The organism is Pseudomonas sp. NPDC087626 (assembly GCF_044743405.1).
Classification (GTDB): domain Bacteria; phylum Pseudomonadota; class Gammaproteobacteria; order Pseudomonadales; family Pseudomonadaceae; genus Aquipseudomonas.
On record NZ_JBIUWJ010000018.1, the window covers coordinates 101,463 to 116,235 of the forward strand.

13 protein-coding genes and 1 pseudogene are annotated in these 14,773 nt (G+C 58.9%); 10 read left to right on the plus strand and 4 right to left on the minus strand.

Annotated features, from left to right (window positions below; genetic code table 11):
* Positions 1 to 8: 8 nt before the first annotated feature.
* A complete protein-coding gene (locus tag ACIOVD_RS16865) occupies positions 9 to 923 on the plus strand; it encodes a DUF808 domain-containing protein (protein ID WP_095172018.1) in 915 nt (304 codons plus the stop codon).
* A gap of 68 nt (positions 924 to 991) precedes the next feature.
* Here the strand turns inward: ACIOVD_RS16865 and ACIOVD_RS16870 are convergent, their stop codons facing one another.
* On the minus strand, positions 992 to 1,780 hold the full coding sequence (locus ACIOVD_RS16870; RefSeq protein WP_095172020.1) for a VacJ family lipoprotein: 789 nt from the start codon (positions 1,778 to 1,780) through the stop codon (positions 992 to 994).
* Entirely contained in the window at positions 1,773 to 3,071 is a 1,299-nt protein-coding gene (locus tag ACIOVD_RS16875) for a serine/threonine protein kinase (protein ID WP_401129161.1), read from the minus strand. Before ACIOVD_RS16875 ends, ACIOVD_RS16870 begins: the two co-directional genes overlap by 8 nt.
* A 223-nt stretch (positions 3,072 to 3,294) precedes the next feature.
* On the opposite strand from ACIOVD_RS16875, the gene ACIOVD_RS16880 reads away from it, so the two are divergent.
* Positions 3,295 to 3,663, plus strand: coding sequence for a hypothetical protein (locus ACIOVD_RS16880; RefSeq protein ID WP_401129163.1), 369 nt, complete (start codon positions 3,295 to 3,297; stop codon positions 3,661 to 3,663).
* A gap of 33 nt (positions 3,664 to 3,696) precedes the next feature.
* Here the strand turns inward: ACIOVD_RS16880 and ACIOVD_RS16885 are convergent, their stop codons facing one another.
* Positions 3,697 to 5,292, minus strand: coding sequence for a glycosyl hydrolase family 17 protein (locus tag ACIOVD_RS16885; RefSeq protein WP_401129165.1), 1,596 nt, complete (start codon positions 5,290 to 5,292; stop codon positions 3,697 to 3,699).
* A gap of 287 nt (positions 5,293 to 5,579) precedes the next feature.
* On the opposite strand from ACIOVD_RS16885, the gene ACIOVD_RS16890 reads away from it, so the two are divergent.
* The 3 genes from ACIOVD_RS16890 (at position 5,580) to ACIOVD_RS16900 (ending at position 8,613) form a co-directional block, all read left to right on the plus strand.
* Positions 5,580 to 6,428, plus strand: a complete 849-nt coding sequence (locus tag ACIOVD_RS16890) for a glycine betaine ABC transporter substrate-binding protein (RefSeq protein WP_095172027.1) — start codon at positions 5,580 to 5,582, stop codon at positions 6,426 to 6,428.
* 218 nt (positions 6,429 to 6,646) lie between these two features.
* Positions 6,647 to 6,958 carry a DUF485 domain-containing protein gene (locus ACIOVD_RS16895; RefSeq protein ID WP_095143815.1) on the plus strand — a complete coding sequence of 104 codons (312 nt, stop codon included), beginning with the start codon at positions 6,647 to 6,649 and terminating at the stop codon, positions 6,956 to 6,958.
* Complete coding sequence (locus ACIOVD_RS16900) at positions 6,955 to 8,613, plus strand: cation acetate symporter (RefSeq protein WP_095172029.1); 1,659 nt, start codon at positions 6,955 to 6,957, stop codon at positions 8,611 to 8,613. Before ACIOVD_RS16895 ends, ACIOVD_RS16900 begins: the two co-directional genes overlap by 4 nt.
* A 714-nt stretch (positions 8,614 to 9,327) precedes the next feature.
* On the opposite strand, the gene gltA is transcribed toward ACIOVD_RS16900, so the two are convergent.
* Positions 9,328 to 10,617, minus strand: a complete 1,290-nt coding sequence (gene gltA, locus ACIOVD_RS16905) for a citrate synthase (protein ID WP_401129168.1) — start codon at positions 10,615 to 10,617, stop codon at positions 9,328 to 9,330.
* A 363-nt stretch (positions 10,618 to 10,980) separates the two neighbouring features.
* Here gltA and sdhC point away from each other — a divergent pair, with 363 nt between their 5' ends.
* The 5 genes and pseudogenes from sdhC to ACIOVD_RS16930 form a co-directional block, all read left to right on the plus strand.
* Positions 10,981 to 11,355 carry a succinate dehydrogenase, cytochrome b556 subunit gene (sdhC, locus tag ACIOVD_RS16910; RefSeq protein WP_095167532.1) on the plus strand — a complete coding sequence of 125 codons (375 nt, stop codon included), beginning with the start codon at positions 10,981 to 10,983 and terminating at the stop codon, positions 11,353 to 11,355.
* Entirely contained in the window at positions 11,349 to 11,717 is a 369-nt protein-coding gene (gene sdhD / locus ACIOVD_RS16915; protein WP_401129170.1) for a succinate dehydrogenase, hydrophobic membrane anchor protein, read from the plus strand. The genes sdhC and sdhD overlap by 7 nt, the downstream gene beginning before the upstream one ends.
* A 3-nt stretch (positions 11,718 to 11,720) precedes the next feature.
* Positions 11,721 to 13,493, plus strand: coding sequence for a succinate dehydrogenase flavoprotein subunit (gene sdhA, locus ACIOVD_RS16920; RefSeq protein WP_095167533.1), 1,773 nt, complete (start codon positions 11,721 to 11,723; stop codon positions 13,491 to 13,493).
* Positions 13,494 to 13,504: 11 nt separating this feature from the next.
* The gene (locus tag ACIOVD_RS16925) at positions 13,505 to 14,209 is read left to right on the plus strand and encodes a succinate dehydrogenase iron-sulfur subunit (protein ID WP_046032887.1); all 705 of its coding nucleotides are present in this window, start codon (positions 13,505 to 13,507) and stop codon (positions 14,207 to 14,209) included.
* A 262-nt stretch (positions 14,210 to 14,471) separates the two neighbouring features.
* A pseudogene (locus ACIOVD_RS16930) lies at positions 14,472 to 14,773 on the plus strand (2-oxoglutarate dehydrogenase E1 component); the annotation flags it as partial.

Consider the following 14,773-nt stretch of genomic DNA (forward strand, 5'->3'; position numbering starts at 1 on the left):
CATGAGCCATGGCAGGAAGTAGTTTGTTGTTGCTGATCGACGATATCGCCGCCGTGCTCGATGACGTCGCGCTGATGACCAAGATGGCCGCGAAAAAGACTGCGGGCGTGCTTGGCGACGACCTGGCGCTCAATGCCCAGCAGGTCAGCGGCGTGCGGGCCGAGCGGGAAATCCCGGTGGTCTGGGCGGTGGCCAAGGGCTCGTTCATCAACAAGTTGATCCTGGTGCCCTCGGCGCTGGCCATCAGTGCGTTCGTGCCCTGGCTGGTGACGCCGCTGTTGATGCTCGGCGGCGCCTACCTGTGTTTCGAGGGCTTTGAAAAGCTGGCGCACAAGTTTCTCCACAGCCCGGCGCAGGATCAGGCCGAGCATGCGCAGTTGGTCGAGGCGGTCGCGGACCCGGCGGTCGACCTGGTGGCGTTCGAGAAGGACAAAATCAAGGGCGCAGTGCGTACCGACTTCATTCTCTCGGCGGAGATCATCGCCATTACCCTGGGCACCGTGGCGGATGCGCCGCTGACCCAGCAGGTGATCGTGCTGTCGGGCATTGCCCTGGTCATGACCATCGGCGTCTACGGCCTGGTGGCGGGTATCGTCAAGCTCGACGACCTGGGCCTGTGGCTGACCCAGAAGCCTTCGCAGATTGCCAAGGGCATCGGCGGCGCGATCCTGCGGGCTGCGCCGTACATGATGAAAAGCCTGTCGGTGATCGGCACTGCGGCGATGTTCCTGGTCGGTGGCGGGATCCTGACCCACGGCGTACCGGTCGTGCATCACTGGATCGAAGGCGTGAGCCAGAGCGTTGGCGGCTGGTCGTGGATCGTGCCGAGCCTGCTCAATGCGGTGGCCGGGATTGTCGCGGGGGCGGTGGTGTTGGCGGGGGTGATGGTGGTGAGCAAGATCTGGAAATCTGTCAAAAGCTGATGCTGTGGCTGGAAAATCAAAAAGGCCATTCGATCTGCATCGAATGGCCTTTTTTATCACCGCAAACGTTACTCGGCGATCTGCAGCTTGCGTGCTTCGGTGTACACGTAGCGGACCTTCTCGTACTCGAACGGCGAGTTCATCTGACCGTAGCGGAAGTTGGTCTGGTAGCGTTTGTCGACGCCGCGCAGGATCCAGACTTCCGGGTGGTTGGAGCTGACTTCAGCCACGTTGAGGAAGTTGATCGCCGACTCTGCGCTGTAGTCCACCACCAGCCCGCCGGTGTCGCGCAGGTTGGAAGGGCCGAGGATCGGCAGCATGAAGTAGGCGCCACCCGGAACGCCGTAGAAGCCCAGGGTCTGGCCGAAGTCTTCGCTCTGGCGCGGCAGGCCCATGGCGGTCGCCGGGTCCCACAGCCCGGCGATGCCGATGGTGGTGTTGAGCAGCAGGCGGCCGGTGGTCTCCAGCGAGCGCTGGCCCTTGAGTTGCAGCAGGCTGTTCACCAGGTTGGGCACGTCGCCCAGGTTGTTGAAGAAGTTGCTGACGCCGGTGCGCAGGAAGCTTGGGGTGATGTAGCGGTAGCCGTCGACCACGGGCAGGAATACCCACTGATCGAAGCGGTAGTTGAAGTGGTAGACCCGACGGTTCCACGACTCCAGCGGGTCATAGACGTTCAGCGCACTGAGGGTCGAGCGCTCGAATTCGCGCTGGTCCAGCCCCGGGTTGAACTTGAGTTTGGTCAATGGCTCGGTAAAGCCATCCGGGTCGACCACTGTGGGTTCGTTGGCCTTGCTGTTGTCGGCATTGGCATAGCCTGCGCACAGTAACGCGGCGAGAAGCAGGAGAGGTTTAGCCACGGAAAAACTCCAGCATGGCGTCGGCGTTGACGCGGTAGTTGAGGTTGCCGCAATGGCCGCCGTGAGGGTAGACCGTCAGGCGGTCACCAAAAGTCTTGCGCAGGAAGCCGAGGTCGCCAGGGCCGAGGATCACGTCGTCGGCGTTGTGCATGACGGCGATTTTCGGGCTGGCTTGCAGGTAATCCTTGAGCGCGTAGAGGCTGACCTGGTCGATCAGTTGCAGCAGGCTGCCACCGTCGGTGCGGGCGCGCCACATCGGGATCACCTGCTCGGTGAGGTAGCAGTCGAAGTCGCATTGCAGTGCACGCTTGAGGAACGGCGTGAGGCTGGTGCCTTCGGTGATCGGGTACTTGGGCGGAGTGATCAGGCCACGACGGTTGACCAGGTCCGAGGTGTAGGCGATGTCGGCCGCGGAGAAGCGGAACGAGGTGCCGATCAGCATGGCCATCTGTTCGTTGGTCAGGTGCTGCTTGGATTGCTGGAAGTCGTAGAGCAGGGCGTCGTTGAGGTCGATGTAGCCTTTTTGCTGGAAGTAGCGGGTCAACTTGTTGAGCACCAGTTCATAGAAGGTGGTGCTGGTGTTGATGCCCTTGACCTCGGTTTGCACCAACTTGTCCAGGTTGGTGACGGAGGTGTAGAGGTTGACCGGCGGATTGAGCAGCAGGACTTTCTTGAAGTTGAAGCTGCGTCGGGTTTCGTCCAGATGAGCAACAAATGCCGCGTCCAGGGCGCCGAGGCTGTAGCCGGTGAGGTAATAGTCGGTCACCGGTAGTTTCGGATTCTGCGCGCGTACCGCTTGCATCACGCGGTACAGGTCTTCGGCATCTTCCTTGGTTACGCCCGGGGTGGCGAAGCGCGACGCTGCGCTGATGAAGTCGAAGCTGGTGGGCGAGGACAGTTGGACGACGTGGTAGCCGGCCTTGTAGTACAGGCGCTTGAGGTATTCGTTGAGGCTGCTGTCGTAGCGGGCGCCGGTGCCGGCGATCAGGAAGATCAGCGGTGCCGCGTGATCCTGGGTGGCCATGCGATAGGTGAGTTTCTTCACGGCCCAGAAGTTGTCCGGCAGTTGGAACTGGCGTTCCGGGCGCAGGGTCAGGCTGTGATCCGATTGGTTGATGTCTTCGTCCAGGGGCAGCTCTGGCCTAAGGTCCGGAGGTGTCGTGGCAATAGTCGCTTCAAACGGGTTGGTAAGCGGGTAGCCATAACTGGCGGCATCGATATCTGCCGCCAGTGCGGACGCACTCAGGATAAGGCCGCCGAATACGGCAGCGAAGCGCAAGGAACGGAGCATGACTAAATCCCTTAGAGGAAGGTGCCTAATGAAGTTCGCAGGCTATGACCACAGGTTATGCGCCAAAGTGCCATGGATCGGCACCAAACAGGCCTTATGGTGGGTAATAGTAGCTGGACGATACACTTTGCCGGTATTTGATGACCAGATATCTGTTGATCTTCCTTGCGTCGTTTCGCGGGGGGATTAAGCTGGGCGCCGTTTTTGCCTATCGGAGTGCTTCATGTCCAGCCGTTTGCCCGTGATTTTGCTGCTCATTGTCCTGCCGTTGTGGCTGGCCGCCAGTTATGGCGTGCGTTATGGCTTTATGGAAGATGCCCAGTGGGTGGGGATTTGTGTCGACGAGGCGAATCGCTGGCAATGCCAGTTACGCGCAAACCTGGGGCTGCTGATTCACTTCAAGGTCATGGGCTGGGGCGCATTGGCGGCGGCAGTGCTGGGGTTTGTGCTGCCGGGTCGTGCTGGCTGGTGGCTGGCGGTGTTGGCGCTGGTACTGGGCTTTCCCGCACTGGCCTTGTACAACACCGGCCTGGCGGTGTTTGCGGTGGTGATTGCGGGGTTGCGGTTGGTCAGGGCGCCGCGTGGCGCCTGACTAATCGAATCGCGGGCACAGGACTGCTGAAAATCAACCGCGGCGTACCCGCAGGCTGCGCCACAGTGCAGCCACCAGCAAGCCGCTGACCAGCGCCCAGCCCCAGGCCTGCTGGTTGAGCAGGCCTTCACGGTACAGCTGTGGGGCGATGCCGGCACCGATGATGAACGCCAGCAAGGCGATTTCGCGGCGCGGTGCGCTCACCGGGCGAATCAGGTAGACCAGTGCCGGCAACAGCAAGGCGGCGCTGGGGAAGCTGCGATAGCGGGGTTCGAACACCAGCCCCAGCATCATTACCGCGCCCGCAAAGCCGGTAGCAGCCAGTAACCAGCCTGCACGTCGTTGCACTGCCTCAAACGCGCGCTCGCGCCAACCGGTGCGGGTGCTCAGGCTCAGCGCCGCGTGGGCCAGGACGAGCAGGTTCAGCGCGACCAGCAGGCCGGCCCACAGCCATTCATCGAGCGAGCGGCCGGTGACTCGCGCCAGTTCCCCCCAGGTACCGATAGAACAGGCCGCCACGGCGCCCAGCAGCGGCAGCACCAAGGCTGCACGGGTGCTGCGTACGCGACCACCGAGCAACAGCGTGGCGAGGAAGATCAGCCCGCCCACCGCCAGCCATTGTGGCCAGAGTGGCAGGTTGCTGACCGGGCCTGCGAGGACATTCTTGTCCTGGCGATCGGCATCGAACAGACCCCAATAGCCGCCCACCGCGCCTTCGCTGCCACGTTTCCACGGCTGGTCGAAGGCTTCGATCAGGTTGTAGTGCCAGCCTTGCTGCTCGGCCATGGCGACAAAACCGCGGATGAAGCGCGCTTCGTTGACGCGGCTGGGCAGGGCAGTCTCACGCTGGCGACCTTCGCTGGGCCAGCCGGTTTCGCCGATCATCACGTCCTTGGGCGCGAAGCGGTTGCCGAACACCTGGCGCACTTGGGCAACATGCTGCAAGGCGGCATCGATATTGGAAGGGTCATCCTCCCAGTACGGCAGCAAGTGGATAGTCAGGAAGTCTACTTCGGGGGCGATCTGCGGGTGCTGGAGCCAGAATTCCCAGACGTCGGCGTAGGTCACCGGTTGCTTGACGTTCTGCTTGACGTGCTTGATCAGCTTGGCCAGTTGCGGGCCGGTGATTTCCTTGCGCAGCAGCGCTTCGTTACCGACGATCACCGCCGAAACCACGTCCGGGTTGGCATTGGCCTCGGCAATCAGCAGCTCGATTTCCTTGGCGGTGTCCACCGGGTTACTGTTGACCCAGGCGCCGATCATCAGCTTCAGGCCATGTTTGCGCGCCAGTGCCGGCAGCGCTTCAAGGCCAGTCACCGAGTAGGTACGAATGCATTCAAAGCGGGTTGCCAGCAGGGCCAGGTCGGCGTCCATGCGCTCGGGGCGCAGGTTGAACGGCTGATCGAACGGCGACTGGTCCTTGTCGAAGGGGGTATAGGAGGCGCACTGCAGTTTGTGCGTGGCGCTGGCAACGTCCGGCAGCAGCACCGGTTGGCCAAGGCCGTACCAGTAGCCGCCGAGGGCAAACAGGCCGAGCAGGCAGGCAAATGCATAAGCTAAAAAAGGAAAACGCGCGGTGGCGGGCATGGTCAGACCGTCTGGGAGCAAAGCCGCGCATCTTACCTGCATTTACCGGCGGTCTGGGCGTTAGGTGGTTTTGCCATGCAAGGTTCGGGCGGGATCGGCCGGGGTTTTACCGATAGCTGACGTTACTGGCTTTCTGATGTCGTTTCTCGCTGCCTTGAGGTCGCTGACAGAGCAGGTCCCCTTGGGCGCGAGGTTGATGATCGAAGCATCAGTACTCCGCTGATGTTCGAACGAGTTTGCGGTGAAGCGTGATGGGGGCGCTGTGCACCATAACAATACGTTGACGCCGCTCGGCATCCGTCGGGCGCAGCACTTTCGGGGAAGTAACGATGAAGATGCGACGACTCTTAGGCGCCGGTGCCGTTCTGGCATTGGCGATGGGCTCTACTCTGGCGACAGCCGACAGCAAAACCCTGAGCATCGGCTATGTCGACGGTTGGTCCGACAGCGTGGCGACCACTCATGTGGCGGCGGAAGTGATCAAGCAGAAGCTGGGCTACGACGTGAAACTGCAGGCCGTGGCGACCGGGATCATGTGGCAGGGTGTGGCCACCGGCAAGCTCGATGCCATGCTTTCGGCCTGGTTGCCAGTGACCCATGGTGAGTACTGGGCCAAGAACAAGGACAAGGTGGTCGACTACGGCCCCAACTTCAAGGACGCGAAAATCGGTCTGATCGTGCCGGAGTACGTCAAGGCTGTCTCGATTGCCGACCTCAAGACCGACACTACCTTCAAGAACAAGATCGTGGGCATCGATGCCGGTTCAGGGGTAATGCTCAAGACCGACCAGGCCATCAAGGACTACGGCCTCGATTACAAACTGCAAGCCAGTTCCGGCGCCGCAATGATTGCCGAGCTGACTCGCGCCGAAGACAAGAAAGACTCGATTGCCGTGACCGGCTGGGTGCCGCACTGGATGTTCGCCAAGTGGAAACTGCGTTTCCTTGAAGATCCAAAAGGCGTGTATGGCGCGGCGGAAACCGTCAACAGCATCGGCAGCAAGGGCCTGGAAGCCAAGGCGCCGGAAGTGGCCAAGTTCCTGCACAACTTCCAATGGGCTTCGAAGGACGAAATTGGTGAAGTAATGTTGGCGATTCAGGATGGTGCCAAGCCTGACGCAGCGGCCAAGGATTGGGTCGCGAAACACCCTGAGCGCGTCGCCGAGTGGATCAAGTGATTTGATTCGACGCGTCTAGTCAGCATCTTCCAGGCCCGTTTGGCATTTTTGCCAAGCGGGCCTTTGTGTTTCTGGCGCTAAAGCAGTGGTTTTTATCTGCGGGGCAAATTGGCGAAAGCGACATCTGGTTCTAAGACTAAGGTCGTCTGGAACCTCTCCTTGAGCCGCATAGAGTGGATAACGTTCCAACTAAAATCTGTGCTGCGAGGATAAAAACAATGAACGACAGCATTTACCTCTCGATTCAAAACAGCCCGCGCTTCAAGGAGCTGGTTCGCAAACGAGAAAAGTTCGCCTGGATTCTCTCGGCGATCATGCTTGGGCTGTACTCCGGATTCATTCTTCTGATCGCTTACGGGCCGCACGTACTGGGGGCAAAAATCAGCCCTGAGTCGTCGATCACCTGGGGCATTCCGATTGGTGTGGGGCTGATTGTGTCGGCCTTCATCCTGACCGGTATCTATGTGCGACGCGCCAACGGCGAGTTCGACGATCTGAACAATGCAATTCTGAAGGAGGCCAAGCAATGATCCGGCGTCTATTGGCTCTATTGAGCGTTGCAGCGTTCGCGCCGGGTGCCTGGGCGGCTGACGCCCTGACCGGTGAGGTGGCCAAACAGCCGCTGAACATTCCCGCAATCCTGATGTTCGTGGCCTTTGTCGGCGCTACGTTGTGCATCACCTACTGGGCCTCGAAGAAAAACAACTCGGCGGCCGACTACTATGCGGCGGGCGGCAAGATCACCGGTTTTCAGAACGGCCTGGCGATTGCCGGCGACTACATGTCGGCAGCGTCCTTCCTGGGGATTTCCGCGCTGGTGTTCACCTCCGGCTACGACGGCCTGATCTATTCGATCGGCTTCCTGGTGGGCTGGCCGATCATTCTGTTCCTGATCGCCGAGCGTCTGCGTAACCTGGGTAAGTACACGTTTGCCGACGTGGCGTCCTACCGCCTTGGGCAAACCCAGATCCGCACCCTGTCTGCCTGCGGTTCGCTGGTGGTGGTGGCGTTCTACCTGATCGCACAGATGGTCGGTGCCGGTAAGCTGATCCAGTTGCTGTTCGGCCTGGACTACCACGTTGCGGTGATCCTGGTCGGTGTGCTGATGTGTATGTACGTGCTGTTCGGCGGCATGCTGGCGACTACCTGGGTGCAGATCATCAAGGCGGTGCTACTGCTGTCCGGTGCCTCATTTATGGCGCTGATGGTGATGAAACACGTCAACTTCGACTTCAACATGCTGTTCTCCGAGGCGATCAAGGTTCACCCTAAAGGTGAAGCGATCATGAGCCCGGGCGGCCTGGTGAAAGATCCGATTTCGGCGTTCTCGCTGGGTCTGGCTCTGATGTTCGGTACTGCTGGCCTGCCGCACATCCTGATGCGTTTCTTCACAGTGAGCGACGCAAAAGAAGCGCGTAAGAGCGTGCTGTACGCGACTGGCTTCATTGGTTACTTCTACATCCTGACCTTCATCATCGGCTTCGGCGCGATCTTGCTGGTGAGCACCAACCCGGCCTTCAAAGATGCTGCTGGCGCGCTGTTGGGCGGCAACAACATGGCGGCGGTGCATTTGGCCAACGCGGTTGGCGGTAGCATCTTCCTGGGCTTCATCTCGGCAGTGGCGTTCGCGACCATTCTGGCGGTTGTGGCGGGTCTGACCCTGGCCGGTGCTTCGGCGGTGTCCCATGACCTGTATGCCAGTGTGATCAAGAAGGGCAAGGCCAACGAGAAGGATGAGATTCGTGTTTCGAAGATCACCACTATCGCTTTGGCGGTGCTGGCGATTGGCCTGGGTATTCTGTTCGAAAGCCAGAACATTGCGTTCATGGTGGGCCTGGCCTTCTCCATTGCGGCCAGCTGTAACTTCCCGGTGCTGCTGCTTTCCATGTACTGGAAGAAGCTGACCACTCGTGGGGCGATGATTGGTGGCTGGTTGGGTCTGATCAGTGCCGTTGGCTTGATGGTGCTTGGGCCGACCATCTGGGTGCAGATCCTGCATCACGAGAAGGCGATCTTCCCTTACGAGTACCCGGCGTTGTTCTCGATGATTATTGCGTTTGTCGGGATCTGGTTCTTCTCGATCACTGACAAGTCGGCGGCTGCGGACAATGAGCGGGCGCTGTTCTTCCCGCAATTTGTGCGGTCGCAGACTGGGTTGGGGGCGAGCGGGGCGGTTTCGCATTGATGGTTTGATGGTTTTGTAATGTTGTGCTGAATGCCCCGGTTGAGAGATCGGGGCGTTTTTTTGTGGGCGGTTATCGGGCTTTGGTGTGTTTTTTATTGGGTGTATATCCGTTGCTGCGGTTAGGGCTGCTTAGGGTTTCGCCCTTACGGCGACTCACTTTTTTTCAAACGCCAAAAAAAGTAAGCAAAAAACGCTTGCGGTATGACTCACCCACATGGGTTACAAATCAGTTCACGCACATAGGCAACAGTTTTTAACTAGCAGGCGAGCTGACACTCGGCCTATTGAGTGGTGAGGGGCTCTTGATCTGGCTTGTGATCTTGCTTTGGCTTCGGCTTTTGATCTTTTGCCCCATCGGCAGGCCGAGCGAAGGTGTTCATCAGGGGGTAGGCGCGCAGCGCCGTGCGGCGTAGCCGCATTCATCGAGAGGAGGTGCAGCGAAGCAAACCGTAGGCGATGCCCCCGGATGGACACCGTAGCGAGGGAACACTGAGCCTCAGCGAAGTGCCGTACGCCAGGGGCAAAGCCTTTTGCTTACTTTTCGGCGTTTGGAAAAGTGAGTCGCTGTAAGAGCGAAACCGCCAGCGGCAGCACCCTAAGAAACGGATATGCCCCCAACCCCAAAAAATACCAACCCCAGCACAAACAAAAACGGCCCCTATATAAATAGAGGCCGTTCCCGGTACAACTTAAGACTTCATCGCAAGACAAATCTTATTTGCGGTCTTCCAGCTTGGTAATGTCACGCGACTCGTAGCCGGTGTACAACTGGCGCGGGCGGCCAATCTTGTACGGGCTGGAGAGCATTTCTTTCCAGTGCGAGATCCAGCCGACAGTACGTGCCAGGGCGAAGATCACGGTGAACATGCTGGTTGGAATGCCGATCGCCTTGAGGATGATCCCCGAGTAGAAGTCGACGTTCGGGTACAGCGAGCGTTCGATGAAGTACGGGTCGGTCAGGGCGATCTCTTCCAGGCGCATGGCCAGTTCGAGTTGCGGATCGTTGTTGATCCCCAGTTCCTTCAGTACTTCGTCGCAGGTCTGCTTCATTACAGTCGCGCGAGGATCGCGGTTCTTGTAAACGCGGTGACCGAAGCCCATCAGTTTGAACGGATCGTTCTTGTCCTTGGCCTTGGCGATGAACTTGTCGATGTTCGAGACATCGCCAATTTCGTCAAGCATGGTCAGTACCGCTTCGTTGGCGCCGCCGTGAGCCGGGCCCCAGAGTGCGGCGATGCCGGCAGCGATACAGGCAAACGGGTTGGCACCCGAGGAGCCTGCCAGGCGGACGGTGGAAGTCGATGCGTTCTGCTCGTGGTCGGCGTGGAGGATGAAGATCCGGTCCATGGCCTTGGCGAGTACCGGGCTGATCGGTTTGATCTCGCACGGGGTGTTGAACATCATGTGCAGGAAGTTTTCCGCGTACGACAGGTCGTTGCGCGGGTACTTCATGGGTTGGCCCATGGAGTACTTGTAAACCATCGCTGCCAGGGTTGGCATCTTGGCAACCAGGCGGATCGCGGAGATTTCGCGATGCTGCGGGTTATTGATGTCCAGGGAGTCGTGGTAGAAGGCCGAAAGAGCGCCGACTACGCCGCACATGACCGCCATCGGGTGGGCGTCGCGACGGAAGCCGTTGAAGAAGGTCTTCAGCTGCTCGTGAACCATGGTGTGGTTCTTCACGGTGCCGACGAACTGGGCCTTTTGCTCTGCGGTCGGCAGTTCGCCGTTGAGCAGCAGGTAGCAGGTTTCCAGGTAGTCCGACTTTTCAGCCAGTTGTTCGATCGGGTAGCCGCGGTGCAGCAGGATGCCGTTATCGCCGTCAATATAGGTAATCTTCGACTCGCAAGAAGCGGTCGACATGAAACCCGGGTCAAAGGTGAAGCGGCCCGTGGCGGTCAAGCCCCGGACGTCGATAACATCGGGACCAACGGTGCCGGTTAAAATGGGCAGCTCGACGGGGGCTGCGCCCTCGATGATCAACTGCGCTTTTTTGTCAGCCATGTGGCCTCCTATTTATGCTTGAAATCATCAGACAGACCCCCCACGCAGGGCCCGCACCACTATAGTGAGATAAATTCGAATGTCAATTTGCCTAAAGTCTTGCCCCAGAAGGCTTTAACCACACTTTTTCCTCGAAATTGCCTGCCATTTACGCCTTTTATCCTGCTTGCGCAATCAGCTATTAGGGGAAGGTGTTTGCGTTGTCATTAGTAACCTAACTGTCTATACTCGGCAGCCGACCGCCAAGGGCTTTTGGGCCTGTTTTGATGGGGGTCGCATCCCTGGGTGGTGGTTACCTGACCAGTGCACTCCCCAACAACTTTGCCCTGATTGTTAGGGGCTCTTCAGTGTGAAAAAAAAGCCGTGAATAGCCAACGACCTGTAAACCTAGACCTAAGGACCATCAAACTCCCCATCACCGGCGTTACGTCGTTTCTTCACCGTGTTTCCGGCATCATCCTCTTCCTGGGCCTTGGCTTCATGCTGTATGCATTGGGCAAATCCCTGGGTTCCGAGGAAGGTTTCGCCGAGGTGAAGGCATGCTTGACCAGCCCGCTGGCCAAGTTCGTAGCATGGGGCCTCCTGTCCGCTCTGCTGTATCACCTGGTAGCCGGTGTGCGCCACTTGATCATGGATATGGGCATCGGTGAGACGCTGGAAGGCGGCCGCCTGGGCTCGAAAATTATCATCGCCGTTTCCGTGGTGTTGATCGTTCTGGCAGGAGTTTGGATATGGTAACCAGCGTTACGAACCTTTCGCGTTCGGGCCTCTATGACTGGATGGCACAACGTGTGTCTGCGGTCGTTCTCGCGGCTTATTTCATTTTCCTGATCGGGTACCTCGTCGCGAACCCTGGCATTGGCTACGCCCAATGGCACGAGCTGTTCGCAAGCAACTGGATGCGTATCTTCAGTCTGTTGGCCCTGGTGGCCCTGGGCGCTCACGCCTGGGTCGGCATGTGGACCATCGCGACCGACTACCTGACGCCAATGGCGCTGGGCAAGTCCGCGACTGCAGTACGTTTCCTTTTCCAGGCAGTATGCGGCGTAGCGATGTACGCTTACTTCGTCTGGGGTGTGCAGATTCTCTGGGGTATCTGATTCATGGCTAACATTCCAACGATTTCTTTCGACGCCATCATCATTGGTGGCGGCGGTGCTGGCATGCGCGCAGCGCTGCAACTGGCACAAGGCGGTCACAAGACTGCCGTGATCACCAAGGTTTTCCCGACGCGTTCGCACACTGTATCGGCCCAGGGTGGCATCACCTGCGCCATCGCTTCTGCGGATCCGAACGATGACTGGCGCTGGCACATGTACGATACCGTCAAGGGTTCCGACTACATCGGTGACCAGGACGCTATCGAATACATGTGTCAGGAAGGCCCGGCCGCTGTCTACGAGCTGGACCACATGGGTATGCCGTTCTCCCGTACTGAACAGGGTCGTATCTACCAGCGTCCATTCGGCGGTCAGTCCAAGGATTACGGCAAAGGCGGGCAGGCTGCCCGTACGTGCGCCGCTTCCGACCGTACCGGTCACGCGCTGCTGCACACCCTTTATCAGGGCAACCTGAAAGCCGGTACCGTGTTCCTGAACGAGTACTACGCTGTTGACCTGGTAAAGAATGGTCAAGGCGAGTTCGTCGGCGTAATCGCTATCTGCATCGAAACCGGCGAAACCACCTACATCCGTGCCAAGGCCACCGTTCTGGCTACCGGCGGTGCAGGTCGTATCTACGCGTCCACCACCAACGCCCTGATCAACACCGGTGACGGCGTTGGCATGGCTCTGCGTGCTGGTGTTCCGGTACAAGACATCGAAATGTGGCAGTTCCACCCGACCGGCATCGCCGGCGCCGGTGTACTGGTGACCGAAGGTTGCCGTGGTGAAGGTGGTTACCTGATCAACAAGCACGGCGAGCGTTTCATGGAGCGTTATGCTCCGAACGCCAAGGACCTTGCCGGTCGTGACGTGGTTGCTCGCTCGATGGTTAAGGAAATCATCGCTGGCAACGGTTGCGGTCCGAATGGCGACCACGTAATGCTCAAGCTCGACCACCTGGGCGAGGAAGTGCTGCACAGCCGTCTGCCAGGCATCTGCGAACTGTCGAAGACGTTTGCCCACGTTGACCCGGTTGTTGCTCCGGTTCCGGTTGTTCCGACTTGCCACTATATGATGGGCGGCGTTCCGACCAACATTCACGGCCAGGCGATCACCCAGAACGACGAAGGCGTGGATCAGATCATTCCAGGTCTGTTCGCTGTAGGTGAAGTAGCTTGCGTATCGGTTCACGGTGCCAACCGCCTGGGCGGCAACTCGCTGCTCGACCTGGTGGTATTCGGCCGCGCTGCTGGCCTGCACCTGGAAAAAGCACTGACCGACGGCATCGAATACGATGAGGCCACCGACGCCAACATCGAAACTGCCCTGGCGCGCCTGTCCGCTCTGAACGAGCGTACTGATGGCGAAGACGTGGCAACCCTGCGTCGCGAGCTGCAAAGCTGCATGCAGAACTACTTCGGTGTGTTCCGTACCGGCGAATACATGCAGAAGGGTATTGCCCAGCTGGCTGACCTGCGCGTGCGCATCGCCAACGTCAAGATCAACGACAAGTCGCAGGCGTTCAACACTGCGCGGATCGAAGCTCTGGAACTGCAGAACCTGTTGGAAGTGGCTGAAGCCACCGCCATCGCTGCCGAAGTACGTAAAGAGTCCCGCGGTGCTCACGCCCGTGAAGACTTCGAAGACCGTGACGACGAAAACTGGCTGTGCCACACCCTCTACTTCCCGGGTGACAAGCGCGTGACCAAGCGTGCTGTGAACTTCTCGCCGAAGACTGTTCCGACTTTTGAACCTAAGATTCGGACTTATTAAGGGTGGCCGCCATGTTGAAAGTCAGCGTTTATCGTTACAACCCTGATCAGGACGCCGCGCCGTTCATGCAGGAATTTTCGGTCGATACCGGTGGTAAAGACCTGATGGTGCTGGACGTGCTGGCCCTGATCAAAGAGCAGGACGAGGGTTTCTCCTATCGTCGCTCTTGCCGTGAAGGTGTTTGCGGTTCCGACGGCATGAACATCAACGGCAAAAACGGCCTGGCGTGCGTTACGCCGCTGTCCGCTGTCGTAAAAGGTAACAAGTTGATCGTTCGTCCTCTGCCAGGTTTGCCGGTTATCCGTGACCTGGTCGTCGATATGAGCATCTTCTACAAGCAATACGAGAAGGTTAAGCCTTACCTGCAGAACGATACGCCGGCTCCGGCCATCGAGCGTCTGCAGTCCCCTGAAGAGCGTGAAAAGCTCGACGGTCTGTACGAGTGCATCCTGTGCGCTTGCTGCTCGACTTCGTGCCCGTCCTTCTGGTGGAACCCGGACAAGTTCCTGGGTCCAGCTGCCCTGCTGCAAGCGTACCGCTTCCTGGCAGACAGCCGCGACACCAAGACGTCCGAGCGTCTGGCTTCACTGGATGATCCGTTCAGCGTATTCCGCTGCCGCGGCATCATGAACTGCGTCAACGTTTGTCCGAAAGGCCTGAACCCGACTAAGGCCATCGGTCACATTCGTAACATGCTTCTGCAAAGCGGCGTGTGATTCAGCAGTAGTAAATGCAGGACCGCTGTACCCGTAGAGGCCAAGGCGCGGGCTTCAACCCGCGCCCTGGCTATAACCAGAGCAGTAGCCCATAAAGCTGCAGCTCTTATTTTGAAGAAATGAGACAAGCAGGGGCATCCGGGCTGGTACCCGGACTATCAGCGTGATCCTAAGTGGCTTGTTTTGGTCGCTGCACTCGGACTTCTGCAAGCTCGCTCGGTGTCTTCGCCGATGGTGTTCCCCTAACCGAGGGTGACCAAGCATGCAAGAAAGCGTGATGCAGCGCATGTGGAACAGCGCCTACCTATCCGGTAGTAACGCTGCCTATGTGGAAGAGCTCTACGAGCTCTACCTGCACGACCCTAACGCTGTGCCAGAAGAGTGGCGCACCTACTTTCAGAAGTTGCCGACAGACGGCAACTCTGCCATCGATGTTTCGCACTCCACAATTCGCGACCATTTTGTGCTGCTGGCAAAGAACCAGCGCCGCGCCCAACCGGTTTCCGCCGGCAGCGTGAGCAGTGAGCACGAGAAGAAGCAAGTTGAAGTGCTGCGATTGATCCA